The sequence below is a fragment of the Vibrio sp. SNU_ST1 genome (assembly GCF_030563405.1).
Lineage (GTDB): Bacteria > Pseudomonadota > Gammaproteobacteria > Enterobacterales > Vibrionaceae > Vibrio.
Genome location: NZ_CP130748.1, coordinates 2359921 through 2386535 on the forward strand (window position 1 = coordinate 2359921; position 26615 = coordinate 2386535).

Annotated in this window: 28 protein-coding genes; 13 read left to right on the plus strand and 15 right to left on the minus strand. The window is 42.8% G+C overall.

What is annotated here, in order from left to right; genetic code table 11:
* Positions 1-35: 35 nt before the first annotated feature.
* Genes yfcE through Q5H80_RS10245 form a run of 5 tightly spaced genes read right to left on the minus strand, consistent with a single transcriptional unit; the run spans position 36 to position 2898 of the window.
* A complete protein-coding gene (yfcE, locus tag Q5H80_RS10225; RefSeq protein ID WP_304564669.1) occupies positions 36-581 on the minus strand; it encodes a phosphodiesterase in 546 nt (181 codons plus the stop codon).
* A gap of 47 nt (positions 582-628) precedes the next feature.
* On the minus strand, positions 629-1036 hold the full coding sequence (locus tag Q5H80_RS10230) for a CBS domain-containing protein (RefSeq protein WP_304564670.1): 408 nt from the start codon (positions 1034-1036) through the stop codon (positions 629-631).
* Entirely contained in the window at positions 1033-1383 is a 351-nt protein-coding gene (locus tag Q5H80_RS10235) for a P-II family nitrogen regulator (protein WP_304564671.1), read from the minus strand. The genes Q5H80_RS10230 and Q5H80_RS10235 overlap by 4 nt, the downstream gene beginning before the upstream one ends.
* Complete coding sequence (locus tag Q5H80_RS10240; RefSeq protein WP_304564672.1) at positions 1373-2167, minus strand: DUF1538 domain-containing protein; 795 nt, start codon at positions 2165-2167, stop codon at positions 1373-1375. The genes Q5H80_RS10235 and Q5H80_RS10240 overlap by 11 nt, the downstream gene beginning before the upstream one ends.
* Positions 2164-2898 carry a DUF1538 domain-containing protein gene (locus tag Q5H80_RS10245; RefSeq protein ID WP_304564673.1) on the minus strand — a complete coding sequence of 245 codons (735 nt, stop codon included), beginning with the start codon at positions 2896-2898 and terminating at the stop codon, positions 2164-2166. The genes Q5H80_RS10240 and Q5H80_RS10245 overlap by 4 nt, the downstream gene beginning before the upstream one ends.
* A gap of 301 nt (positions 2899-3199) precedes the next feature.
* Between Q5H80_RS10245 and Q5H80_RS10250 the strand changes: the two genes are divergently transcribed.
* The 5 genes from Q5H80_RS10250 (at position 3200) to Q5H80_RS10270 (ending at position 7836) form a co-directional block, all read left to right on the plus strand.
* The gene (locus tag Q5H80_RS10250; protein WP_304564674.1) at positions 3200-4114 is read left to right on the plus strand and encodes a TIGR01777 family oxidoreductase; all 915 of its coding nucleotides are present in this window, start codon (positions 3200-3202) and stop codon (positions 4112-4114) included.
* Positions 4115-4157: 43 nt separating this feature from the next.
* Positions 4158-4985 (plus strand): SDR family oxidoreductase, encoded by an 828-nt coding sequence (locus Q5H80_RS10255; protein WP_304564675.1) that lies wholly within the window; start codon positions 4158-4160, stop codon positions 4983-4985.
* 397 nt (positions 4986-5382) lie between these two features.
* Positions 5383-6237: a co-chaperone YbbN gene (locus Q5H80_RS10260; protein WP_304564676.1), complete on the plus strand. Its 855-nt coding sequence runs from the start codon at positions 5383-5385 to the stop codon at positions 6235-6237.
* A 210-nt stretch (positions 6238-6447) separates the two neighbouring features.
* Complete coding sequence (locus tag Q5H80_RS10265) at positions 6448-7377, plus strand: SPFH domain-containing protein (protein ID WP_304564677.1); 930 nt, start codon at positions 6448-6450, stop codon at positions 7375-7377.
* Between the two features lie 3 nt (positions 7378-7380).
* On the plus strand, positions 7381-7836 hold the full coding sequence (locus Q5H80_RS10270; protein WP_304564678.1) for an NfeD family protein: 456 nt from the start codon (positions 7381-7383) through the stop codon (positions 7834-7836).
* 37 nt (positions 7837-7873) lie between these two features.
* Here the strand turns inward: Q5H80_RS10270 and cueR are convergent, their stop codons facing one another.
* The 5 genes from cueR to zipA form a co-directional block, all read right to left on the minus strand.
* The gene (gene cueR, locus Q5H80_RS10275) at positions 7874-8269 is read right to left on the minus strand and encodes a Cu(I)-responsive transcriptional regulator (RefSeq protein ID WP_304564679.1); all 396 of its coding nucleotides are present in this window, start codon (positions 8267-8269) and stop codon (positions 7874-7876) included.
* Between the two features lie 537 nt (positions 8270-8806).
* On the minus strand, positions 8807-9631 hold the full coding sequence (locus tag Q5H80_RS10280; protein WP_304564680.1) for a DUF2057 domain-containing protein: 825 nt from the start codon (positions 9629-9631) through the stop codon (positions 8807-8809).
* Positions 9632-9756: 125 nt separating this feature from the next.
* The gene (locus Q5H80_RS10285) at positions 9757-10911 is read right to left on the minus strand and encodes a porin (protein WP_304564681.1); all 1155 of its coding nucleotides are present in this window, start codon (positions 10909-10911) and stop codon (positions 9757-9759) included.
* 524 nt (positions 10912-11435) lie between these two features.
* Positions 11436-13448, minus strand: coding sequence for an NAD-dependent DNA ligase LigA (ligA, locus tag Q5H80_RS10290; RefSeq protein ID WP_304564682.1), 2013 nt, complete (start codon positions 13446-13448; stop codon positions 11436-11438).
* Positions 13449-13540: 92 nt separating this feature from the next.
* Positions 13541-14677: a cell division protein ZipA gene (gene zipA, locus Q5H80_RS10295; protein WP_304564683.1), complete on the minus strand. Its 1137-nt coding sequence runs from the start codon at positions 14675-14677 to the stop codon at positions 13541-13543.
* A 229-nt stretch (positions 14678-14906) separates the two neighbouring features.
* On the opposite strand from zipA, the gene cysZ reads away from it, so the two are divergent.
* The 5 genes from cysZ to crr all read left to right on the plus strand — a co-directional run bounded on the left by cysZ (position 14907) and on the right by crr (position 19910).
* Positions 14907-15665: a sulfate transporter CysZ gene (cysZ, locus tag Q5H80_RS10300; protein ID WP_304564684.1), complete on the plus strand. Its 759-nt coding sequence runs from the start codon at positions 14907-14909 to the stop codon at positions 15663-15665.
* 223 nt (positions 15666-15888) lie between these two features.
* Entirely contained in the window at positions 15889-16857 is a 969-nt protein-coding gene (gene cysK / locus Q5H80_RS10305; RefSeq protein WP_304564685.1) for a cysteine synthase A, read from the plus strand.
* A 301-nt stretch (positions 16858-17158) separates the two neighbouring features.
* On the plus strand, positions 17159-17416 hold the full coding sequence (locus Q5H80_RS10310; protein ID WP_004734263.1) for an HPr family phosphocarrier protein: 258 nt from the start codon (positions 17159-17161) through the stop codon (positions 17414-17416).
* A gap of 153 nt (positions 17417-17569) precedes the next feature.
* Positions 17570-19294, plus strand: a complete 1725-nt coding sequence (gene ptsI / locus Q5H80_RS10315) for a phosphoenolpyruvate-protein phosphotransferase PtsI (RefSeq protein WP_009847363.1) — start codon at positions 17570-17572, stop codon at positions 19292-19294.
* 106 nt (positions 19295-19400) lie between these two features.
* The gene (crr, locus tag Q5H80_RS10320) at positions 19401-19910 is read left to right on the plus strand and encodes a PTS glucose transporter subunit IIA (RefSeq protein ID WP_009847364.1); all 510 of its coding nucleotides are present in this window, start codon (positions 19401-19403) and stop codon (positions 19908-19910) included.
* A gap of 742 nt (positions 19911-20652) precedes the next feature.
* Here crr and Q5H80_RS10325 read toward each other — a convergent pair.
* From Q5H80_RS10325 to Q5H80_RS10340, 4 genes are all read right to left on the minus strand, one after another.
* The gene (locus tag Q5H80_RS10325) at positions 20653-21819 is read right to left on the minus strand and encodes a flagellin (protein ID WP_304564686.1); all 1167 of its coding nucleotides are present in this window, start codon (positions 21817-21819) and stop codon (positions 20653-20655) included.
* A 297-nt stretch (positions 21820-22116) separates the two neighbouring features.
* Positions 22117-23250, minus strand: a complete 1134-nt coding sequence (locus tag Q5H80_RS10330; protein WP_304564687.1) for a flagellin — start codon at positions 23248-23250, stop codon at positions 22117-22119.
* A 120-nt stretch (positions 23251-23370) separates the two neighbouring features.
* On the minus strand, positions 23371-24294 hold the full coding sequence (locus tag Q5H80_RS10335) for a Dyp-type peroxidase (RefSeq protein ID WP_304564688.1): 924 nt from the start codon (positions 24292-24294) through the stop codon (positions 23371-23373).
* 65 nt (positions 24295-24359) lie between these two features.
* Positions 24360-24821: a DUF2919 domain-containing protein gene (locus tag Q5H80_RS10340; RefSeq protein WP_304564689.1), complete on the minus strand. Its 462-nt coding sequence runs from the start codon at positions 24819-24821 to the stop codon at positions 24360-24362.
* Positions 24822-24930: 109 nt separating this feature from the next.
* Between Q5H80_RS10340 and Q5H80_RS10345 the strand changes: the two genes are divergently transcribed.
* Entirely contained in the window at positions 24931-25275 is a 345-nt protein-coding gene (locus tag Q5H80_RS10345) for a DUF2956 domain-containing protein (protein ID WP_304564690.1), read from the plus strand.
* Positions 25276-25287: 12 nt separating this feature from the next.
* Positions 25288-25620, plus strand: a complete 333-nt coding sequence (locus Q5H80_RS10350) for a DUF4156 domain-containing protein (protein WP_304564691.1) — start codon at positions 25288-25290, stop codon at positions 25618-25620.
* 56 nt (positions 25621-25676) lie between these two features.
* Here the strand turns inward: Q5H80_RS10350 and Q5H80_RS10355 are convergent, their stop codons facing one another.
* On the minus strand, positions 25677-25964 hold the full coding sequence (locus tag Q5H80_RS10355) for a helix-turn-helix domain-containing protein (RefSeq protein ID WP_004734273.1): 288 nt from the start codon (positions 25962-25964) through the stop codon (positions 25677-25679).
* Between the two features lie 205 nt (positions 25965-26169).
* Between Q5H80_RS10355 and Q5H80_RS10360 the strand changes: the two genes are divergently transcribed.
* Positions 26170-26517 (plus strand): ArsC family reductase, encoded by a 348-nt coding sequence (locus Q5H80_RS10360; protein WP_304564692.1) that lies wholly within the window; start codon positions 26170-26172, stop codon positions 26515-26517.
* Positions 26518-26615 lie beyond the last annotated feature (98 nt).

The following is a 26615-nucleotide window of genomic DNA, read 5'->3' on the forward strand; positions in this document are numbered from 1 at the left end:
ACTCGATGTAATGTTGATGGAACTAACTCGAAATCTTATAGCTGACCACTCACGAGAACATCACCGTCAAGGCTGATGATTTTGAAGACATTGTTTTCATAGACGCCGTAGCTTGCTGCGTGGCCATCTCGCGGGAATGTCACAGAGCTAGGGTTAAAGATAAAGATTTCTTCTTGGTATTCAGCAACTGGAATATGGGTATGACCGTGGGCAATAATGTCACCCGCTTTCAGCGCAGGCCTTTTATTGGTATTGTACAAATGGCCATGGGTTAAAAAGATACGCTGACCTGATTCTAATAGTACCCACGAGTAATCCATCATCATTGGAAAAGACAACAGCATCTGATCCACTTCGCTATCGCAGTTGCCACGAACAGCAATAATTTCTTGAGAAAACGCATTCAACTTCTCTGCAACCGCCGGCGGGTTATATCCTTCTGGGATCGGGTTTCTTGGACCATGATTCAGAATGTCACCCAATAGCACTAAATATTGCGCACCAGACGCTTGGTAGAGTTCTAATACCTTTTCTGTTGCTGGCAGCGAACCGTGTAGGTCTGAAGCAAAAAATAATTTCACACGTACTTCTCCATAAAATTTATGAGCCTATTGTACGTATCTAACAGCTACACGTCATCTCTCGCCATACCGTTGATCACGATATTATTGTAACTAACCATACCGACTATCTTGTTATCACTAACGACTGGCGCACGACTGATACCAAAACGCTCAAACAAGCGTGCACAGTACTTCACATTCATGTCAGCAGACACGCTTAACGCTGGTTTAGTCATGATCTCATAAACGTTAGTTCGCTTTGGAGACCGATTTTTAGCTAATACTTTTTTGGCAATGTCATTCATCAATACGATGCCGTATTCATCATCTTCGTGGCGCTTATCGACAATAATGGCTTTCACTTTGTGCTTTTTCGCCATCTCTATCGCTTCCAACACAGTGGTTAGCCCATCGATAATCACATACGTATTAGCCATTACATCGCTTACTCGGATTTTTTCACTGACACTCATAACTCGTCCTCCACAACCTTAGTTAATGTTTCAACTTGGTGCGCGACCCCGACCGCATCTTCGACATCGATCTGCACTGCTATCCCTTGCCCTGACTCTTGGTCGAATTCCCCCACTTCACCGATAGTTTCAAGAATATGCCTAGCTAGGTGCTCCTCAACCACAAACAGCAACACATCTTTTTGCACCTCTAACGTTAACCCAAAGAAGGTGCGTTTTTGGTTTAGCCCCTGCCCTCTGGCATTGTTAATCACGGTTGCCCCTGTTGCGCCCGCATCACGCGCGGCGTCGAGCACGACATCGGTCTTGCTCTCTTCTACAAACGCTAAGATAAGTTTAAAGCGCATCTTTGCTCTCCTTAGAGGATTGTGATCGGTTTAGCCATTGCGTTATTTGGGCATACCCCATCACGGATATAATTGGAAATAAGCTCGCGAAAGCAATCAACCCAAAGCCATCAATTACCGGATTTCTTCCTGGCACCGTTGACGCGAGTCCCAACCCAAGTGCCGTTACTAAAGGAACCGTCACCGTTGATGTCGTAACCCCGCCAGAATCGTAAGCCAATGGAATAATCAATTTGGGTGCATAAAAGGTCTGAATTACCACAATGACATAGCCAACAATGATGTAGTAATGAATAGGGTCACCAGCCACGATGCGATAACTACCTAGCGATATGCCAATCGCTACGCCTAACGCCACGGAGATCCTCAGCCCATTAACGCTGATACTACCACCAGAGACTTGATTCGCCTTGATCGCTACCGCAATCAAAGAGGGCTCAGCTATCGTGGTACTAAAACCAATACAAAACGCGAAAAGGTAAACCCAGTAATAATCAAACCAAACTAAGGCAAGGCCTGAACTGATCTTAAATTCAGTCAGAAAACTGGGCTCGGTCAATTGCATTGCCATTGTCTCCCCCAAAGGAAACAACGCGAGCTCTAACCCCATCAAAAAGAGCGATAAACCAAGAATGACGTAAAAGAAACCTACCAACACTTTGGCTAGGTTATTAACTGGCTTGCGCAGCACCGCCAATTGAAAACCAAAGATGATCACCGCAATTGGAATCACATCCATCACAGTGCCTAAAAAGGTGTCGATAAATTGTTGGACACTGATCATGTCACCACCATCCCATACACCATGACAAACATCATCGGCAGCAGTGAAGCAAAGGCGATCAATCCAAAGCCATCAATCATCGGGTTTCTTCCTTTAATCGCAGACGCTAACCCCACCCCCAATGCGGTCACTAACGGAACGGTGATCGTCGATGTTGTCACTCCACCGGAGTCATACGCAATCCCAATGATATTTTCAGGGGCGAAAGCGGTGAGCACCACCACACCAATATAACCACCGATGATCATGTACTGAATTGGCCAGCCTTTTAATATTCGCAGCACGCCAAGTAAAATAGCGATACCAACCGACAATGCCACTGTCAAGCGCAAGCCATCGGCGTACTGTTCCATTTCATCTAAAGAGTTGGGAATAACACCACCTTCAGCGGCCACTTCTGCTGCTTCGGCGGCCACTGCGGTTAACGCAGGTTCGGCAATGGTGGTACCAAAGCCTAAACAGAAAGCGAAGGTCAATAACCAAAACACGCTCCCCTTACGAGCAAAAGCTTGAGCCATCGACTCGCCGATTGGGAAGAGACCCATTTCAAGGCCAAAGATAAAAAAAGTCAGTCCCAAAACCACCAGCACTAAGCCAATTAGAATAGACAAAAGATGAGGGAGTGGCTCTTGCAAAACAGCAAGCTGGAAGAAAGTAATCACCGCCACGATCGGCAAGAGATCCCTTAGACTACCTAACATGGCTCGAAACAAAGCAAGCACTGCTGTCATCGCAACTCCTAGTCATTGAAATTGTGCCTGGTTATTAATTACCAATAATCATGGCAAATCCTTATCATTCCTTATGTGACAAATATTACGCAGTTGGTAACATATCCGAGTAAAATCCATAAGTGTGATAACGGTACACATCCTGACCAAATGAATTTAATTTCTCGCCAGAGTAAATTAAATCAGGCGTAATTCAGGTATCACACGATTGAAACCAACTGATCGTTATAGTGATTTTTTCGTATTGATTGGCGATTAAAAACAAGCCATGTCTATAATTATGTGTAATAGGGAGATTGGTATGAAGATATTGTTAACTGGTGGTACTGGATTTATTGGCTCTGAATTGGTCAAAAGTTGGAACACTGACGACGTGACACTGCTGACGCGGAGTCCTGAAAAAGCGAAGCAAAACCTAAATCACCTCAACCAGAACAACCTTCATTACATTCAATCCCTTGATGAACTCAGTGATCTCAATGATTTTGATGTTGTCGTCAACCTCGCAGGTGAACCGATTGCAGATAAGCGTTGGAGTACAGAGCAAAAAGAGAGGATCTGTCACAGTCGCTGGCACATCACTGAAAAACTGGTCGAATTAATTCATGCCAGTAGCCCCCCACCGGAGGTTTTTATTAGCGGTTCGGCTGTAGGTTACTATGGCGATCAACAGCAACACCCATTTGATGAATCACTACAAGTAGAAGACGAAAGTTTTCCCCATAAAGTCTGTGCGCACTGGGAAGAGATAGCCAAGAGAGCCCAATCCGATGAGACGCGTGTGATACTACTAAGAACGGGGATTGTGTTAGGTGAAAATGGCGGCGCGTTGAAGAAGATGCTAATGCCCTACAAGCTCGGGGTAGGCGGACCGTTAGGTTCAGGCCAGCAATACATGCCTTGGATCCACATGCTTGATATGGTGAGAGCTATCAACCACTTATTGTCGATTCCTCACGCTCAAGGGGAATTTAATATGTGTGCCCCTCATCCTGTAACCAACAAACTGTTCAGCAGCACACTCGCCAAGCAACTACGCCGACCTCATTTCTTATTCACGCCGAAATGGGCAATGTCGCTTCTGATGGGGGAATCTTCTTGTCTGCTCTTTGACAGCATTCGTTCCAAACCAAAGAAACTCACTGAAATGGGATTTATCTTTAGTTATTCACGAATCGAACCAGCCTTAAAAAACTTGTTACAACATCAAGACTAATTCTTTACCCTAGAGCGATAAAGACTCTAATGAAGGATTAAGCGTGAACAAGTCGATTCTTATCACCGGTTGCTCAACGGGTATTGGCTACACATGTGCACATGCACTACAGAAGCGTGGCTTCCACGTCATTGCGTCGTGTCGTCATCCGCAAGATGTACAGCGTCTGCAAGATGAAGGACTGACCTGCATACAGCTCGACCTTTCTAATCAAGAAAGCATTGAACAAGCTGCACAGCTTGCTATTGAGCTGGCACCTAACGGATTGTATGGCTTATTCAACAACGGCGCTTATGGTCAAGCAGGAGCCTTAGAAGACTTGCCGACACAAGGGCTCAAAGAACAGTTCGAAACGAATTTCTTTGGTTGGCACCATCTTGTTTGTCAAATCCTTCCGCACATGCGCGAGCGCGGCGAAGGTCGGATCGTTCAAAACAGTTCAGTCCTAGGCTTTGCTGCAATGAAATATCGTGGCGCTTACAACGCTTCGAAGTTCGCGCTTGAGGGGTGGACAGATACGTTACGTTTAGAGCTGTATGGTAGCGGTATACATATCTCGTTATTACAACCCGGTCCAATTGAAACCCAGTTTAGAAACAACGCCCTGACAGCCTTCAATAAATGGATTACCATTACTGGTAGCGCTCATCAAGAAGCTTATCAACAGCAAAAAAACCGACTCGAAAAAGAATCATCGAACAACGCTTTTGTTCTGCCGCCTGAAAGTTGTATTGAACCGGTTTATCACGCACTCACCGCAGATAAACCCAAGCTCAGATACCGAGTTACAACCCCAACTAAAGTGTTCGCGGTATTGAAAAGGATTCTACCGAGTCGCTGGCTAGACCCTATTTTGAGAAAAGCTGCATAAATTTCTAACTTTGAATGCATCGTCGCAAACTTTAATGTAACGATGTAATTTTTCCGTAACAATAAGATGTCATGATTTATCCTATCTCATCGATTATCCCCAATTGATGAATCGACTTCTGGATATTTCATGACTTTAAACCGCCTCAATTGGGTAGGTGTGAGTCTGGCGATTACGTTGTTTATTCTGTTTTGAGTATCTCACGCAATGCCTCACTGACCACCTCAATGATAACGCTATGCCTCCCCTGTTGAGATAACCACGTTATCAACACAGAAGCATAGCGTTTTTCTATTTTGGCTCTTTTTATTTGAGATAACCGAGTTAGATCTTGAAGTTACCGACTTATCCCCCCATATTTGCAACGTATCCACAAAACAAACATCAAGGAACGTAAATGCAATCTCCGCATATTGTTGAACTAAATGAGCAGAACTTTCGTCAAGTATTAGAAGGTTCGATGCAGACCCCTGTACTCATCCATTTTTGGGCACCAATGAGCCAAGAGAGCGCCCAAGTCATTCCTGAACTTCAAACATTAACTCAACAATACAACGGCGCTTTTACTTTAGCTCTGTTGAATTGTGAACAAGAGCAGGCAATTGCTAGCCAATTCGGCGTACAAGCACTCCCTACTATTGCACTGTTTGTTAACGGTCAGCCTGTTGATGGTTTGGGTGGTCCACAAAGCATAGAAGCGATTATTGAAATGTTAGGAAAACATCTTCCTAGCCAAGACGAGCTCGCACTGCGTCAGGCTCTCGAGCAAATGCAAGCAGGCGAGCACACACAAGCTCTCGCTGCAATGCAACAATTGCCACTAGAGCTAACGGGTAAAGGCGAGGTAAAACTGGCGATCGCAGAGTGTTTGTTAGAAACGCAACAGTTTGATCTAGCTGAAACTCAGCTAGCCACCATCCCTCTAGAGTACCAAGATAATTACTATAAAGGCTTAGTCGCAAAGCTTGAGCTTCACAAGCAAGCAGCAGACAGCCCTGAAATACAAGCATTAGAAACCGCTCTTCAGCAAGACCCAAATGACGCTAAGACCGCATCTGAATTAGCATTGCAATATCACCAAGTGAATCGCAACGAAGAAGCGATGGAACTGTTATGGTCTTTCCTAGCAAAAGATCTAAATGCTTGCGATGGCGATATGAAAAAAGAGTTCATGGATATCTTAAGTGCGCTTGGACAAGGTAACCCAGTTGCCAGTAAGTACCGCCGACAACTGTACTCTCTGCTCTACTAACTAAACCCTAAAAGCACTAAAGATAAGCATCGTATATCTCATCGAAAACTGACAATTCAATCAATTAGTTTATCGAATAATAGAATGTAAAATGGGCCATAAAATCAATATTTTATGGCCCATTTCTCATTTATAAATTTGCTCAGAATTTAAATATGAGCCAGTATCAATACTGAACTATCAAAAACTTAAACTTGCAAAGGATTTTGTATGGCTATTGATACATTGATTACTATCGGCGTCTTTACTGCCGTCGCAATATTGTTTATTTTCGCCGGAGTAAAAACGGTTCCGCAAGGCAATAACTGGACCGTAGAACGCTTCGGCCGTTATACACAAACCCTCCAACCAGGTCTGAACCTGATCATTCCATTTATCGATAAAATCGGACAACGCATCAGTATGATGGAACGTGTTCTCGACATCCCGGCACAAGAAGTCATCTCCAAAGATAATGCAAATGTGGTTATTGATGCGGTGTGTTTCGTTCAAGTGATCGACGCGCCTAAAGCGGCTTATGAGGTGAATGATCTTGAGCACGCGATTCGTAATTTAACTCTCACCAATATCCGTACTGTACTGGGCTCGATGGAACTGGATGAAATGCTCAGCCAGCGAGACATGATTAACACCAAATTATTGAATATCGTTGATGAAGCGACAAACCCTTGGGGTGTCAAAGTTACGCGTATCGAAATCAAAGACGTACAGCCACCAGCAGACCTTACCGCTGCGATGAATGCTCAGATGAAAGCCGAGCGTAACAAACGTGCAGATATCCTAGAGGCAGAGGGTGTACGACAAGCTGAGATATTGAAAGCAGAAGGTCACAAACAATCAGAAATCTTAAAAGCGGAAGGTCAAAAGCAAGCAGCTATCCTGCAAGCTGAAGCTCGTGAACGGGCTGCCGAAGCTGAAGCTAAAGCGACAGAAATGGTATCAACAGCGATTGCTCAAGGCGACATGCAAGCGGTCAATTACTTTATTGCACAAGGTTACACCGACGCACTGAAGTCTATTGGTCAAGCAGAAAACGGTAAGATCATCATGCTACCGCTCGAAGCGACTGGACTAATGGGTTCTGTTGCGGGTATTGCAGAGATATTTGCACATAAGAATGACAAGGGTAGTAAGGACTAACTTATGGTCGAATTACTCGAACAAGTAAACTACTGGCATTGGTTAGCGTTTGGGCTAGCGTTGTTAGCACTTGAGCTGATTGGAACCGCTGGTTACTTTTTGTGGATAGGTATATCTGCCATGCTTGTCGGAGCGCTATTGGGCGCACTACCAATCGGTTGGCAGATGCAATGGCTATCCTTTGCGAGCTTCTCGCTTATCACCACTTGGCTGTGGTGGAGAAGACAGCTATCGAGTGACAAGCAATCTGACTCTACTCGAGATCTTAATCAACGAGAGAAACAACTAATTGGAAGAAAGACTCGTCTCTTAGAATCAGTACAAAAAGGTAACTGTAGGATAAAGCTAGGGGATAGCTCATGGTCTGCGATGAGTACACATGATATTGATGCGGGAGAGGAAGTCGTGATTACTGCTGTCGATGGCATTGTTCTCACGATAAGCCCTACTAAACAATAATCAAGAAAACCCTCCTTCAAAGCCATAAGTAACCAACTTATGGCTTTTTCTCTACAAGTGAATCGATAATTGGGCAATGGCTATTTGAGTCACCAGGGCACAGTTCAACCCACTCTTTCAATGTCTTCTGAATGATCAATAAGTCTTCAATTTTTTTATTCACTTCTTCCAATTTACTTAGCGCTTTTGCTTTAACATCGGCACTTTCGCGACATGGGTTGTCGGCTAATTCAACAAGCGCACGACACTCATCAAGCGAAAAACCAGCGCTTCTCGCTTTCGCTACGATTCCGAGCTCCTTGATCTGCTTCTCACCATAAGACCGATAACCATTTTCAGAACGTAACGGTGCAGATATCACCCCTTTGTCTTCATACAAACGAATAGACTTAGGTGATAACTGCGTGAGGCTTGCAACTTCGCTTATGTTCATAATATTACTCAAGTAAATATCGCTTAAAAACTATTTAGAAACCTAAGACTATTCTTCAAACATCTAGGAATGCTAGCTACCGAAACAAAAATATTGAAGCAATATAATGTTCGAAAATAAAGTCTGCTGTTTATGGCTATTTTACATCAAATGATGAAAGTAGCTTAGTTTTTCCAACAAACCCAAACACCAACTATCAACAAGTTACTGATTGAAATAGCAAAATAGGCATTCGTTATTTTTCATAGGAAATTTTTGATTTTTTTGATCTTTGAGAAATACCTCACATACTAATGGATATCTCTTGTTTGAAGAGATTTTTAGTGAGGTGTCATTATGAAATGTTATCTAGCGTTAATTTTTAGCTTAGTTTTAAGCTTCTCTGTATTCGCCCAAAATGTAGGAAGCACTGCATCTGGACCGATCATAAAATGTGACTTAGGAAGTAGTGTTGTAGAATATATGCCTATCGTTATATGCAAACATAGTAATGGTAAGGTTCTACACTAACAAAAAAGGAGCCTAGGCTCCTTTCCTTTAAAACTCGATTAGTTGTTTGATTATCGCTTTACGTTCTTCTTTCGAAGCTTTGTTAAACCAATATTCGAACATTTCAATCTCTTTGACATTATCACCCAAAGAATCAACAACACCATTTCGATTTGCTACGGACCAGTTAATAACAGAGTCTCTTTGTTCCGTTGGAATTTGTTCAAACCAATATTTTGACATCTCTTGAGCTTGGCTTACCGGCTCTTGCTGTATCGCGGGCACTGCAGCTACAGGTGTTGCTGCGACTACAGGTACTGCTGCAACCATTGGTTTAGCTGTAGCGTTTTTATTACCAGTATTTACGATTGCTTCAATGTAGCCAGCAGGGATAGAAAATGAAATGCTGTTCGCATTTGAAACTTGGACATCAAAAATTAGATCTTTAAAAGGCGCTTCGTTGAAGATTTCATTGGACACCGGAAATTTTACATACTGTGTTTGAGTACATATATCACTACATGTTTCAGCTGAAGCTGCATAAGGTTTTAATGGTACTTTACCTTCAGCCCCCTTAACTAAGACAGAGCGGTACTCATTATAATTTTTAAAGTACTGAAGCTCCATCGTTATATATGAATCAGGTACCGTTACAGTACTGTTCGGGGTAACGTAATTTAGCTCTAAAGACGAGTTCACTAGCTGACCTTGTCTAACTTCAAGCACATCAGGAGACAACGACTCACCAACGACGATTTGATAATTTTGCTTACTCTCTATTCTTTTAACGGAATCTGTAAAATCACTATTAGAATCTAATGTTGTACATCCAATTAAGAATAAAGGAATCGATGCTAAAACTATTTTTTTCATATTAACTACCTCGAGGGTTTCCCCATAATATTATTTCGATGCCTTTTCTTTCTTAGGCTGGACCAGAAATGAATATGCGCCGACTAACAAGCCAGCGCATCTCTTTACTTAAAGCATGGTTTCAATTAGAAGCCGTACTCTAAACCAATACGTGTAACGAACGTATCTGTGTTAGCAATAGAACCTTTATCGTCAGCTTTAATATCACGCTGTGCAATACGAATGTAAGGAACAAAGCCGTTATGAACGTACATTAGCTGACCTGAGATTACGCTATCTTCATCAGCGTTTTTAACACCATCAGTTTCAGACTCTAGGTTAGCCGCGTAGCCTAGTTTGAAGCCCCAAGGGCCGTTCCAGTACTGACCGATTACAGAGTATGAAGCCTGTTCTGATTTAGCGCCGCCTTGAACATCTGACTCACCCGCTTTGTAGGCTGCAGAAATACCGAAACCAGCAGGAAGTGACGCTTCAAAACCGATTAGGTAACCGAAAGTGTCAGCCATTTCAGCAGACGTCGCTGCAACCGCTGCAGTCGCATCGCCAAACTTAACACCATCACAGCCAGAACTTACTAAACATGTACCAGCAGCAGTTCCAGCTGTTGCAGCTGTTAGTTGACGATCTGATTCTGATTCAACAGCAGCGTGGAAAGTAACCGTATCAGCTAAACGGTAGTGAGCAGCCGCGCCGTAGAAGTAGTTATCTTTAACGCTTGAGTCACCACGACCTGTTGCTAGGTTGAATGTAAAACCATTCAAGTCAGCAGAATCGTATCGAGCCATATCACCATGACGGTCACGGTTATATTTAACATCGCCGCCCCAGTCCCATACTGCGCCCAAACCTGGGTTAGCATAAGGCCAGTCAATTACTTCATACATTGGCGTTAACATACGACCAAAACGTACTTTACCCCAGTCACCTTGCAGACCTAAGAACGTATCACGGTTACCTAGTGTCGCACCGTCACCGTTTTCACCAACGTAGCCAGATTCAATTTGCATGAATACGTTCACGTTATCGAACATGTCTTTACTTGCACGGAAACCAATACGAGATTCATTCTCGTAATCGTAACCCGTACCTGTGTCAGTTTTTACGCCATTTTTTGTTTTTTCTGAATCATAGTTAACAACAGAGATTGCTGCTACACCGTAAGCCTGAACGTTAAAATCTGAGATAACACCAACTTGAGAAGATTCAGATGCGAATGCACCACTTGAAATCATCGCAACTGCAGCACCAAGTAAAGTACGTTTGAAAATTTTGTTTTCCATGGAATAAAACTCCTAAAAATGGATATAGCTGTTTGAATATTTCCCGCCTAAAGTTGGCCGCCGTAGAGAGAAATACCTTTTCTTGTTTGAGAACCCTGAAACACCGAATTCTCGATTTCCTTTCTGGTTATACACAATGTGCATCCATGCCAATAAGACTAACTTCACCCCAAAAAAGATCAACGAGAACTTAATTTTCATCTAAAAAAATATGAGTTGGTGCAAATTTATCATGTACTTAGTGATCCAGGTCTACTAATTGAAAAGATCGAGATAACAAAAGGAAAAATAATTAAAAAACAAAAACTTAGCCTCACCTCAACCTCTTAAAAATTGATATCACTCGCATTTAATAAACAACTAAAGCAACATTTCATTAATGTTGAGCGTCATCACTGTCCTGATTTCATAGTTCGTATAGGAACAAATTTCTCAACAATTAAAAAGCCATCATTTTTATATCAGAAACAAAAAAGGCACTCCCTTAAAAGGAGTGCCTTTGAGCTTTTTTTATCTGTATTTACTTACGAAATAAGGGCTATTAGATCTTCTTCGGTTCTTATTTCGATACCTAAATCTTGTGCTTTGGTCAGTTTAGAACCTGCCGCTTCACCAGCGAATAAAATATCCGTTTTCTTGGAGACGCTACCGGTTACTTTTGCACCTAAAACCTGCAAAGCGGCTTTCGCTTCACTGCGACCTAATTTAGAGAGTGAGCCAGTCAACACTACTACCTTGCCTTCTAACGGTAGCTCTTGATCATCCGCAACAGCTTCAATTGCAGGCCAGTTAACTCCAAGCTCGATGAGTTGGTCGACTACTGCTCTATTTTTCTCTTGTGAGAAAAAGCTCGTGAGGTGACTTGCTACGATGTCACCAATATCTGACACTTCAACCAACTGTTCATGAGTTGCAGCTTGAACCAACTCCAACGTTTTAAAGTGCTGGGCTAAGTTCATAGCCGTCGCTTCACCTACTTCTCGAATTCCTAAAGAATAAAGGAAGCGCGCCAATGTCGTATCTTTCGCTTTGTTAAGCGCACTCACTACATTCTGTGCCGATTTAGGCCCCATTCGATCAAGAACCGTAATCACACCCGCGCTTAGCTTGAACAGATCCGCTGGCGTTTCGACCATTTCGCGATCCACAAGCTGTTCTATCACCTTTACGCCAAGACCATCGACATCTAGCGCCTTTCTAGACACAAAGTGCTTAAGTGCCTCTTTACGCTGCGCCTGACACACTAAACCGCCAGTACAACGTGCTACAGCTTCGCCCTCAACGCGCTCCACTGCAGAATTACATACAGGGCAGGCGTCCGGGAACACAATGTCTTTAGCAGTCTCAGGACGACGATCTTGTACAACAGCTACAATTTGTGGAATAACGTCACCAGCACGGCGGATAATCACGCTATCTCCGACCTTGACACCTAAACGAGCGATCTCATCAGCATTGTGCAGCGTTGCATTGCTTACCGTTACGCCGCCAACAAAAATAGGTTCAAGCTTAGCAACCGGCGTAATAGCGCCTGTACGACCGACCTGAAACTCAACATCATTGAGCAGAGTAATTTCTTCTTGAGCTGGGAACTTATAAGCAATAGCCCAGCGAGGTGCGCGTGCAACAAAACCTAGAGTTTCTTGTGCGGCAATGTCATCAACCTTAATCACCACCCCATCAATTTCATAAGCCAGAGCATCACGACGAGTCATGATATCTTGGTAATAGGCTTTTACATCCTCAATCGAGCTCAGTTGCTTTGTCTCTGGGCACATAGGCAAGCCCCAAGCTTTCAGCTGCAGGAAACGTTGATAGTGGCTATTTGAAAGCTCAGCGCCTTGTACAACACCGACACTGTATGCGTAGAAAGCCAAGGGGCGTTTTGCTGTAATACGAGAATCAAGCTGACGTAAGCTACCTGCGGCGGCATTACGTGGATTCACAAAGACCTTCTCGCCCTTCTTCAATGCCATCTCATTCAATTTGTCGAAGCCCGCTTTTGGCATAAACACTTCGCCACGAACTTCAATACGTTCTGGCCAGCCTTCACCTTGTAACTTAAGCGGAATCGAGCTGATGGTTCGCACGTTTTCGGTAATATTTTCACCCGTCGCACCATCACCACGCGTCGCTGCCTGTACTAAGGTGCCTTTTACATAGAGTAGGCTTACCGCTAAACCATCAAGCTTAGGTTCACAACAGAAGGTCTTTAGGTTCGCTGTTGGCGCTCTATCAGACATGCGCTTATTGAACGCATCTAAATCGTCATCAGAGAAAGCATTATCTAAAGAAAGCATCGGGATCTCATGGGTCACTTGAGTGAAGCCGTCTAGAGGCTGACCGCCGACACGCTGACTCGGCGAATCTACCGTCACAAGCTCTGGGTTCTCTTCTTCGATCTTTAGCAGTTGTTGCATCAATCGATCGTACTCGACATCAGGGATCTCAGGGCTATCTTCTACGTAATAACGAACGGCATGATAGTGCAGAGTTTCTCTTAACTGCTCTAAGGTAACTTGAATCGATTCTTTCATATCATTCTCTGTCGTGATTGAAATATCAAAAAGGGCTCCCTTAGGAGCCCTCTTCTATAAATATAGATTATTTACAAGGCTAAACAATACGGCTAGGCGTTAGCTGCCGTCATAAAGTCTCGGATTTGCTTACGGTAATCAGACAAACGGTTTGGCGTCATCAAGTTACGTGACTCATCCAATACGTTTCCGCCCATATCGTCGGCAATTTTCTGTGCAGCACTCAGCATCAGATTGAAGTTTTGATCAGCTTGACCATAACAAGGCAGCGTCATAAAGAACGAAATACCTTTGGTGGTAAAGTCAGCAGGATCGTCATGTTCTAGTGTTCCTGGCTGCATCATATTTGCTACGCTGAAAATAACTTTTGGCTCATCGCTCGCTTGTGCAAAGCAGTGGTAGATCGACATTTCACCATAAGCTAGGCCGTTGTTCTCCATGCTACGGAAAAGTTCAGTACCCACAAATGGGATCTCCCCGGCACAGTGAACATTAAGAACAATAACTTCAAGGCCAAGATCTTCATTTGAATGAGCTTTTTCATCTAACTTACTTTCGTCAGCTAAATTAACTTCGTCACCCAACTGAGCTTCTTCTGCTAAATTGGCGTCTTTATCTAACTTAGTTTCTTCAACCGAAGTAACACTTTGTGCAGCAACCACTTCTTTCCCAATAAACGGTTCGCTTAGCGTTAAGCCTTCGTTAGAAAGCAGTGGATCAGCGTCCGCATCAAAGGCTTCTTCAAACGAACCGTGCTGCTCTTTAAAGCCTGCGTGATTTTCTTTTTGCTCGTCAGTCAATTCAAAGCTAGGAACTTCAGGTTCAACAACCTTCTCTTCCTCAACCTCTTCAAGCTCACCTTTAACTTCGATCGGGGCTTCAACACTGAAAGAAGGAAGATCATTCAATTCTATTTCGTCTTCGTGAGCTTCTTTTACTTGTGGTGCTGACAATGGATCTGAGTCAATCAGCGGATCAGTTGCAGACGGTGAGACAGCAAAATCCGGTTCTTTACGCTCTTTTCGGATTATCTCAAAATCATCCTCAGGAGCGAATGAACGGTTTGGAATAGATTCAGCTTCATCTAAGCTGTCGTTATCAAGCTTACCAAGCGGCTTATCTCCAAACTTTGCTTTCCCTTCTTTCTTACTCGTCCATAGACCATGGAACAATAATGCGGCGATAGCTAATGCGCCAACAATAATGAGTACAAATCGCAATTCCTGCATTTTTCGCTCTCAGCTTTCTTAGTCAACTAGCTATAAACACGCTGTCACTAAGTTAGGTTAATTTGGCTAATCTCACTACTCTATCAAAAGTAGCCACTGTTTTAGAACCACTTAATACAATTAGTTCATTAGTTGGTGTGATTTTCACCACGCTTTTTTTCTTAATTTCGGTCGAGTACACTAGAGATGTTTGCTATTTAACCAAATTCACATGTGACCCAATTTAAATATGACTATTGAATCTGTTCCTCGCTCTGGCTTTGGCTATTTTATTTTCGGAATAAAAATTGCCTTATCGCCGAGTATCCGTAAGTTTGTACTGCTCCCTCTTATCGCTAACGTGCTACTCGTGGGCGGTGCTTTATTTTATATTTTCTCCAACTTAAACACTTGGATTGAAGGCTGGATTGGTGCATTGCCAAGTTTCTTGTCGTGGTTGTCATATATCCTATGGCCGCTACTTGTGTTAACCGTTTTGGCCACATTTTCGTATTTCTTCAGTACACTCGCTAACTTTATTGCTGCACCGTTCAACGGATTGCTCGCGGAAAAAGTCGAAGAACTACTCAGTGGTAAAAAAGTCAATGACGATGGCTTACTCGATGCACTCAAAGACACCCCACGTATTTTAGCGAGAGAATGGCGCAAACTGGTCTATATTCTGCCAAAAGCGATCGGCTTATTCTTACTTTTGTTAATTCCAGCGCTAGGACAAACTGTTGCACCGTTTTTATGGTTCATTTTCACTGCATGGATGTTAGCTATTCAGTACGCTGACTACCCATTCGACAACCATAAAATCAAGTTTGACGATATGAGAAATAATTTGAAACAAAAACAAGGTAAGAGCTACAGCTTCGGCGCACTTGTTTCTGTGTTTACTACCATTCCAGTTTTAAACCTGATTGTGATGCCAGTTGCCGTCTGCGGCGCTACTGCAATGTGGGTTGCAGAGTTTAAAGACCAAGCCCTACGCTCTCGTCTATAGTTTTACAGCCTGCTCTAACAACGCCTATCTTTTTGACGTTCTGATTTCAATAAAGATAGGCGTGAATCCTGCTACATCTCTATATGATATAACTTTTTAATCCTTTTACCTTTTTTTCAACTTGTTTAATCTAAATTCAAGCTAAACAAACATCGAAAGACACTAGACGGTAAATTGGTAGATATACTACGTTTAGTTCTGTCATTAAATGAAGGAATATCGCATGAGCAAGATCTACGAAGACAACACCCTAACGATTGGTAACACACCTCTAGTCCGCCTAAACAAAGTAAGCAAAGGTAACGTCCTAGCTAAGATCGAAGCTCGTAACCCAAGCTTCAGCGTTAAGTGTCGTATCGGTTCAAACATGATTTGGGAAGCAGAAAAAGCAGGTACGCTTAAGCCAGGTATCGAGCTTGTTGAGCCTACCAGTGGTAACACAGGTGTTGCTCTTGCATTCGTTGCTGCAGCGCGCGGCTACAAGCTAACACTAACAATGCCTGAATCAATGAGCCTAGAACGTCGTAAGCTGCTTAAAGCTCTTGGCGCAAACCTAGTGCTAACTGAAGCACCAAAAGGTATGAACGGCGCGATTGCTAAAGCTGAAGAGATTGTTGCTTCAGACCCAGACAAGTACCTACTACTACAGCAATTCAATAACCCAGCAAATCCACAGATTCACGAACAGACAACTGGCCCTGAAATTTGGGAAGCAACAGATGGCGAGATCGATGTGTTTGTAGCCGGTGTAGGTACTGGTGGCACCATCACTGGAACAAGTCGTTACATTAAAGGTGAAAAAGGCAAAGCCATCACTTCTGTAGCCGTTGAACCAGCAGAATCTCCAGTGATTGCGCAGGCACTTGCAGGTGAAGAAATTAAACCCGCTCCACATAAAATCCAAGGTATTGGTGCAGGTTTCATTCCTGGTAACCTAGATTTAGACATTATTGACCGCGTAGAGTCCGTAACTTCTGAAGAAGCGATTGAGATGGCTCAACGCCTAATGAAAGAAGAAGGTATCCTCGCGGGCATCTCATCTGGCGCAGCAGTCGTAGCAGCAAACCGAATTTCGGAACTGCCTGAATTTGAAGGAAAAACTATCGTCACAGTGCTACCAAGCTCGGGCGAACGTTACCTTAGCACTGCCCTCTTTGCTGGTCTCTTTACGGAAAAAGAGAACCAACAGTAATATGTGGTCAAATCAATTTTTCGTCCAAAAAAGCCCCATATAGGGGCTTTTTTGTTGATCCCTGCCTCACCTTTGGTAATATCGGGTCTGTTTTATTTTTCGCTTCAAAATAAAAGAAGCAATAAACAAATTCTGAAAGTCGTGAGTACTCAAAAAAGAAGACCATGGCCGGATAAAATTTATAACCAGTCTAAGTTCTAACATGAACATGGCATACTCGGCTCTAGCGCATTTAGGCTAAAGCAGTTAAGCTAAATCTGGTTACAAACTTACAAAAAATAAATTAATTGGGGTATATAAAATGTACGAGAAGCAAGTAGAAATCACAGCAGAAAACGGTCTTCACACTCGTCCAGCTGCACAGTTTGTTAAAGAAGCAAAATCTTTCGACGCTGACATCACAGTGACTTCTAACGGCAAAAGCGCTAGCGCAAAAAGCCTGTTCAAACTACAAACTTTAGGCCTAGTAAAAGGTACTAACGTTACTATTTCAGCTGAAGGCCCTCAAGCTCAGCAAGCTGTAGACCACCTAGTTGCTCTTATGGATCAACTACACTAATACGGTCTCCTTCTTTCAAAGCCATTTTGCACAGCAAAGTGGCTTTGTTCGAAATAGATAGCAATTCGAATTAGATAGCAATAAGCGCGACATTAGTCGACGACTTAAAGTCACACATTCTCCCGTTTACAGTTGAACAACTAAGGTAAGGCTATGATTTCAGGCATCCTAGCATCTCCTGGTATTGCTTTCGGTAAAGCACTACTACTTCAAGAAGATGAAATTGTCCTAAACACTCAATCTATCTCAGACGATCAAGTTGAAGCTGAAGTTCAGCGTTTTTTTGACGCTCGTAATAAATCTTCTCAACAACTTGAAGTTGTAAAGCAAAAAGCACTTGAAACTTTTGGCGAAGAAAAAGAAGCAATCTTTGAAGGCCACATCATGCTGCTTGAAGATGAAGAGCTAGAAGAAGAGATTTTAGCACTCATCAAGAAAGACAAAATGCACGCAGACAACGCGATCTACACAGTGATCGAAGAGCAAGCTGTTGCACTTGAGTCGCTTGATGATGAGTACCTAAAAGAACGTGCGACTGATATCCGTGATATCGGTACTCGCTTCGTTAAAAATGCACTAGGCATCAACATTGTATCTTTAGCAGATATCAATGAAGAAGTTATCCTAGTTGCTTACGATTTAACGCCATCTGAAACGGCACAAATCAACCTAGACTACGTTCTTGGTTTTGCTTGTGACATCGGCGGTCGTACATCTCATACTTCAATCATGGCACGTTCACTTGAGCTTCCAGCTATCGTTGGTACTAACGATATCACTAAGCAAGTTAAAAACGGCGACATGCTTGTGCTAGATGCGATGAACAACAAGATCATCATCAACCCTTCTGACGCTGAATTAGCAGAAGCTAAGAAAATCAAATCTGATTTCGAAGCAGAAGCAGTTGAACTAGCAAAACTAAAAGATTTACATGCTGAAACTCTAGACGGTCACCGTGTAGAAGTTTGTGGCAACATCGGTACAGTAAAAGACTGTGACGGTATTCTGCGTAACGGCGGTGAAGGCGTTGGTCTGTACCGTACTGAATTCCTATTCATGGACCGTACAGCACTTCCTACTGAAGAAGAGCAATACGTTGCTTACAAAGAAGTAGCGGAAGCAATGGAAGGCGAGTCAGTGATTATCCGTACTATGGATATCGGTGGCGATAAAGACCTACCATACATGGATCTTCCACAAGAGATGAACCCATTCCTAGGCTGGCGTGCAGTACGTATCAGCTTGGATCGTCGTGAAATTCTACGTGACCAACTACGTGGTATCCTACGTGCATCTGCACACGGTAAACTACGCATCATGTTCCCAATGATCATTTCTGTTGAAGAGATCCGTGAACTTAAAAAAGCAATCGAAGAGTACAAAGTTGAACTTCGCGCTGAAGGCCTAGCTTTCGATGAAGAAATCGAAATCGGCGTAATGGTTGAGACTCCAGCAGCTGCTGCAATCGCACATCACCTAGCGAAAGAAGTATCTTTCTTCTCTATCGGTACTAACGACCTAACGCAATATACTCTTGCGGTAGACCGTGGTAACGAAATGATTTCTCACCTATACAACCCACTATCTCCAGCGGTTCTTCTTGTTATCAAGCAAGTAATCGATGCTTCTCACAAAGAAGGTAAATGGACAGGTATGTGTGGCGAACTAGCAGGTGATGAGCGTGCAACTCTACTTCTTCTTGGTATGGGTCTAGATGAGTTCTCTATGAGCGGTATCTCTATCCCTAAAGTTAAGAAAGTAATCCGTAACTCTAACTTTGCTGAAGTTAAAGCTATGGCTGACGAAGCACTATCTCTACCTACAGCTGCAGAAATTGAAGCTTGTGTAGAAAAATTCATCGCTGAGAAAACTCAGTAATCACCAAGAGCTTAATGAAGTTAGACGGCTAAAAATAGTCGTCTAATTTGTTAGATTGGTATAGTATATTCTACAGAATAAAACTAAACGTTAGGAGCATGACACAATGGGTCTGTTTGACAAACTGAAAAAGCTTGTATCTGATGACAGCGCTGATGCTGGTGCAATCGAAATCATCGCACCTCTTTCTGGTGAAATCGTAAACATCGAAGACGTGCCAGATGTAGTTTTCGCTGAAAAAATCGTTGGTGATGGCATTGCTATCAAACCAGCTGGCGATAAAATGGTAGCTCCTGTTAACGGTACTATCGGTAAAATCTTCGAAACTAACCACGCATTCTCTATCGAGTCTGACGACGGTATTGAGCTTTTTGTTCACTTCGGTATCGATACTGTTGAACTTAAAGGCGAAGGCTTCACTCGTGTAGCTGAAGAAGGTCAATCTGTTAAAGCTGGTGACACAATCATCACTTTCGACCTTGCGCTTCTAGAAGAGAAAGCAAAATCTACGCTTACTCCAGTTGTTATCTCTAACATGGACGAAATCAAGGAGCTGAACAAGCTTTCTGGTTCTGTAACTGTTGGCGAAACTCCAGTTCTTAAAGTAACTAAGTAATCCCGATTACTTATCTGCTTTAATTAAAACGCTACCTAAGGGTGGCGTTTTTTGTGCCTGTTATATTTGTTTTAACATCTCAGATAGGATTACTGACTATCACACTGAAACCCTTCTCCAAGCTCCCTAAACCAACCACAACCACACTGACCGTTTGTACCCTGCTATCCGGCCTAGTTTCTTATTAAACGCTGTTATACCAATCGTAGTAAAGAACTGGTCACCCTAGCTTGTTAAAAACCTCGATAACTTCGTTAGAATTTTTGATTGTAGAATAACTACTTATCGAAAAATTCTGCCTTGTTCTCAAGCTTTTTTCCTATGCTATGTTTGATCACTTACTTACTATGATTGGTATTAATCACGATTCAAGGCATTTCGCCTATACATTAAATTACGCCTGTTGTTTTTAACAAACAGGAGATCTCTGATATCTCGTTCTACTTGATTCTAAGATGACAACTAAAGACTTCGATTAAGGTAATAAGAATAGATTCAATACTGCCCTATATTCATTATTCCCTAGAGTGAGGAACGAACGTGATAGAGAATCTCGTTTTTGCTCCTGCTTACCAACACTGCACTTTCTCCAACTACACCCTTTCCAAATAACAGACAATAAAAAACCCAGCCGAAGCTGGGTTTATTTAGCGCTCATCTCTCACCACGAGCTAATTTGTGGAAGCCTAACGTTAACGCTTGCGATCAACAACGCTTATAGTCAACGTGGCCTTTCAACCGATTAACCTAGTAGGCTAAGTGCGGAGTTCGGAGCTTGCTTCGCTTGTGCAAGAATCGAGCTTGAAGCTTGTGAAAGAATTTGAGACTTAGTCATATTAGTCGTTTCTTTCGCGAAATCAGTATCTTTAATGCGGCTCTTAGATGCATTAACGTTTTCATTAATGTTATCTAAGTTGTTGATTGCGTGGTCGAAACGGTTTTGGAAAGCACCAAGCTCAGAACGGTGGCTATCTACATATTTAAGTGCCGCATCGATAACAGCTACAGATTCTTGAGCACCACCAACAGACGTTACGTCGATAGTATCAACCGTTACTTGCTTACCCTCTAGAGTTTTTGGGTCTTCAGGGTTCTTACCTGCTTGCATGCCTAGTTCATCGGATAAAGCACCAGAAAATGCAATTTCTCCATCAACTTTATTATTGCCAGCGAAGATTTGCAGTTTACCTTCTTCATCGATTGATGCTTTTACTAGGTCTTGTTGACCGTTAATGTAAGTCGCTAGCTCTTCGATATCGTCGCCAGCTTTAGCAGAGATGTTGATTTCTCGTTGGTCACCGAAGCTGTCTTTTAATGACATGGTTAAGTCATTCGCACCAGCTTTCACGCCCCAATCTTTACCTTTAGCTTCTGTAAATTGGTAGCTGCTGCCGCCCATTTGGTCGTTATCAGAACGCATGTCTTTCAGTTGAAGCATTACTGCCTCACCATTGTCTGCACCAATTTGGAATGACTTAGTACCGTGAGTACCGTTAAGCAGCTTGTTGCCACCAAAAGATGTGGTTTCAGCGATACGATTTAGTTCATCATTAAGCGCCGTTACTTCTTCTTGGATTGCTACACGGTCAGATTTGGTATTTGAACCGTTTGTTGATTGCAAAGACAAATCACGCATACGTTGTAGAATGTTTGATGTTTCATTCATCGCACCTTCTGCTGTTTGAGCGATAGAGATACCATCGTTCGCGTTACGTACAGCAACATCAAGGCCGCGGCTCTGAACGTTCAAACGGTTCGAGATTTGTAGGCCAGCAGCATCATCTTTTGCGCTGTTGATTTTAGAGCCTGAAGATAGGCGTTCCATTGATGTTTGTTGAGCGCTGTTTGCACTGTTTAGGTAACGTTGTGCTGTCATTGCTGATACGTTGGTATTTACATTCACTGCCATGGTGATTTCTCCAATTGATTTTCCGGTATAGCGGCTTCCGACGTCTCGGAAAACCAAGTAGTTATCTCTAAGTTACTTTTAATAACGGCGTGAATGCTGAAACCTTTAGAAAAAAAACAACAAAATTAAAGAAATAGCGAGAAAGGATAAGAAAGCGTGACTGGCAGTGAAATTATCAAAAAAAGATGAGAAAAAGGCTAAAGTTGTCACAAAGTCAGCCGGGGGACATGTTGTATTTTAATTAACCAAAGGGCTTTAGTTAACCGAGAATACCTTTATAAGAATTGACCTAATTTATTAGCCTAACAGCGTTAAAGCTAAGTTCGGCGCTTGCTTAGCTTGAGCTAAAATAGTGGTACTGACTTGCTGCAGTATTTGTTGTTTGAGCATTTGAGTGGTTTCTTTGGCGTAGTCTGTATCTTTGATTCGACTGTTTGATGCCCCCAAGTTCTCATGAACATTTTCAAGGTTATTAATCGCATGGTCAAAGCGGTTTTGCATCGCCCCGAGTTCAGAACGGTGACTATCAACATACTTCATCGCGGTATCCAAAATAGACACGGCGCGCTGCGCTCCACCAACATCAGTGACATTAATATCATCGACTGACTCGTAATAACCCGCCGACATCGAAAGCTCACTGGCTAACGAGCCTGAGAAAGAGATCGTGCCTGCCGTATCTTCGCCTGACATATAGATCTGAAGCTGCCCGTCATCATTGACGGAAGCCGAAACCAGATCCGTTTGACCATTGATATAAGTCGCTAGCTCTTCAATGTCATCGCCCGCTTTGGCATTAATGTTGATCTCTTGAGGCTGACCAAAACGATCGGTAAACGCCATCGTCATATCTGTCTGGTTAGATTTAACTTCCCACGAGTCACTTGCCATGCCATTGGCAACATAGCTAAAGCCGCCCATGTTGATATCATCGGTGCGCATGTTTTTCAAACCTATCTGCACCGCTTCACCAGAGCTGCCACCAATTTGAAATGACGAACTACCAAAACTGCCGTTAAGGAGCTTTTTCCCACCAAATGAAGTGGTTTCCGCAATTCGGTTCAACTCATCATTTAAGGCGGTTACTTCTTCTTGAATAGCCATCCTTTCCGATTGGCTATTCGAACCATTAGTCGCTTGCAGTGACAGGTCTCGCATGCGTTGCATGATATTGGTGGTTTCATTCATCGCCCCTTCTGCTGTCTGCATAATGGAGATACCGTCGTTAGCATTTCGAACCGCAACATCGATGCCGCTCATCTGTGCTTCTAATCGATTAGAGATTTGTAAGCCAGCAGCATCGTCTTTTGCACTATTAATACGACTCCCTGAAGCCAAGCGCTCCAAAGATTGGTTCAGCATGTTATTGGCATTAGAGAGATTCCTCTGAGCCACTAATGCTGAAACATTCGTATTAACAGTTATAGCCATAGACCTTCACTTACAAAAAGATGAATAAAACTTACGATTGCTCTTGTATCGACCTATTTATATATAACTTTAAAAAAAAGGAGCCATGAGGCTCCCTTTGTTTATTCTATTTGAGACGACTTACTTAATCGTTAATGCACTCAACATCTCAGCTGATGGAGCAAAGTAGTAAGCGCCAGTAACGGCTTTAGTAAAGCGAAGAAGTTGGTCTGTTTTGCCATCTGTTTCGCCGTACATACTCTCTAGCATCGCATCAAAGTTATGACGAACGTTACAGTAAGCAATGAACAGCAAGCCGTGGTCGCCCGTTGCTGTACCGTAAGGCAGGCTGTGACGAACAATTTTAAGACCCTTGCCTTCTTCTTTGATATCCACACGGCCAACGTGAGACGCCGCTGGAACATCGTCTAGCTCGATCGAATCTGGCTTAGTACGGCCAACCACTTTCTCTTGTGCCGATACGTTTAATCTATTCCAAGCAGGTAGGTTATGCACAAAACGTTGCACCATCACGTAGCTACCACCTGCGAATTCACCTTCAGGAACAATCGCCACTTCAGCGCGCTGCGCGTCTTTCGGGTTTTCAGTACCATCAACGAAATCAGTCATGTCACGTGAGTCTAGGAAACGGTAACCGTAAGTTTCATCTACTACTTCAACGTCTGCCGCTACTTCAGATAGCAATTTACGTAGGATGAAGAAGTGTAGGTCATGTCGGTTTGAATGACAGTGAATCAGAACATCAGACAGCGTGCTCGGTGCTGTGATATCACCTTCACCAAGCGTAGGAAAATCAATTAGATCAGAGGGAGCAGCTTGCTCGAACTTATCCCAAAAAACTTTTGAGAACGCTACCGACGCCGTTAGGTTAGCATCAGGTTGAGTTTGGTTCAGCTCGTCGATTAGAGTCGGAAGCTTTTGAATTTCTGCTAGTACATTAGCAGTATTAGCGTTCACTTTAAGTTGAACGTAAAGAGCGAAAGGCCCAGCTTCAGGCAAAATAGCACTTTGAACGTTAGGCTGCTCATTTGAAACATTAAGCATAGATTATTCCTTCCAGTTTTAGCTTCTAAGTATAATTGTGAATGGTACAAATGTTTTGATGAGAATCAGTCTTCGTGCTCAACCACTTTAAAGCAATCCCTAGCGGCATGGCTATTGGTTAAATAAAGCGCTAACCAGAGGAGCAATAATAGGGTAATAGCATTTGACCAACGGAACCATCCGTTATCCAAATAGATTAAATAAATTGTGTGGGAGCCCTGTGCCAAGATAGCCATCATGGTAACCCAACGTCCCCATGACACAACTTTGTTAAGGCGCTTTCTCTCTGGAGATCTTAGTCCAAACAACCACATCAATAACAAACTAGGGACGCTCAACGTAATCCCGACATAAAACATCTGGTGATCTGGATAGATGGTCTCAAGAATCTCCGTTCCCGACTCTCGGCTTGCGCCCGCAACAATGAAAACGACCAAAGCTTTCGCAAGAAACAGCCAACCTAACCATAATAAGATTGGGGCTTTCAAAAAGCCGTGTTTATCGTATTGTTCTATGGAGTACCGCACAACTCTCACTTTCACTTGTTTTCAAACCAACACTTTAACGCAAATCATTCATACTTAACTAGGTTTGCGTTATCTTATTGGTTAATCCGTTTTAATTGTCGAACTCAGTATGAAAAAGAAAACTAATACACCGTCTGTTGAATCTCAACAAGAAGCACTGAAGATAGCCAAAGCGACGCAAAAGCCAGCTCAAACCAAAGAACAAACAAAATTAATTGCTCAAGGTATCGAAAAAGGCATCGCACTTTACAAGAAACAGCAAAAAGAACGCAGCCGCCAAGCCGATAAAGCAAGAAAACGCGTACAGAAAGAGAAGCAAACTCAACAAACTAATCTAGACGAAGAGAGTAATGTAGACACGATTGTTGAAACAACATCAAATCACGCCAGCAAATTGCCGTGGTTACTATTGATCGCAAGCTGGGTAGGTTTCGCGGTTTATTTGATGAAATAGCAGGATAAATGTATGAAAAAGGAATTAGTCACTTTAGCTATGACTGGCATATTAGTAGGGTGCACGACACCTACATCAATACCGCATAGCGAATCTGACCAAGTACAAATGGATTACCACGGACTGATTGATATCAACAAGTGCGAATATAAAGGGGAAGTCACCGGCAGCGAAGGCCACTGGTATAGTTACCTGTTTTACCCGAACGATACTCTGATTCAAGGCGCAATGAATGAGTTAAAGTCCAACGCTATTAGATTAGGTTCGGACACCGTGATTTTCACACTTCCCCAAGATTTTGCGACTTCCGTAACCATGTTGGGCACCGCTTATCGGTGTCGCTAATTCGACTTACCGCTGATCGGTAGAGAGAAGATAGAAGAAAGCCAGCTTTCGCTGGCTTATGCACTAAATCCAAGGCTTGTTGCTATATCGCCTTTACGCTGGATAACCCATTGACTGTCAAATGGCCCCCAGTCGGATAATTGGTAATAGCCATCATTATGACGTCGCCCATCTTGAACAAACATAAGTTCAATACCGATCCCCGGTAACGCCTTGAGTACATCTTGAATAGTACGACGAGGCCACCCCGTTTTTTCGATGAGTTTAGGCACATTTGGCCTATCAAGGCTTTCCACTAACAATGCTAAATATAGCCGCCTTGCAAAAACAGGACTCAACTCCATTGACACCTCCTATATATGTGCAACTCAATTATTTCTTTTTTTGCTGACAACATGTTGAGGCTGATCAATAAGTCTCCAATAGTGACATTTTCTTACTGTTTTTTTTCACTCTATGAAATATTCCTCACTCTATTTTGTCTGAATTGCAGCTTCCTGATAGGATTCAACTCATAACAACGAAATAAAATCACCCAAAGGAAGAATAATGACTATCACTATGTTTGGCATTCCGAACTGCGACACCATCAAAAAAGCAAAAAAATGGCTAGAAGCTGAAGGTATCGAGTTCGAATTTCACGATTATCGTAAACAAGGTATCACTGAAGAGTTAGTAACAAGCTTCTGTTCAGAGCTTGGTTGGGAGTTAGTGCTAAACAAACGTGGTACGACTTATCGCCAACTGACTCAAGAACAAAAAGACACGCTAACGGAAGAAAAAGCCGTGGCTCTGCTTGTTGAACAACCAGCAATGATTAAGCGCCCAATTTTGAAAGTTGAAGGTAAGCTTCACATCGGATTTAAAGCCGACCAATACTCGGCTATTTTTGCTTAGAGCGTATTATTTACATAGACAGACAACTGGACGTTGATCATTGAATCTTCGCCCTAAAAATTAATGACTAGACGTTTAATTTAAACAAGGAACTCAAG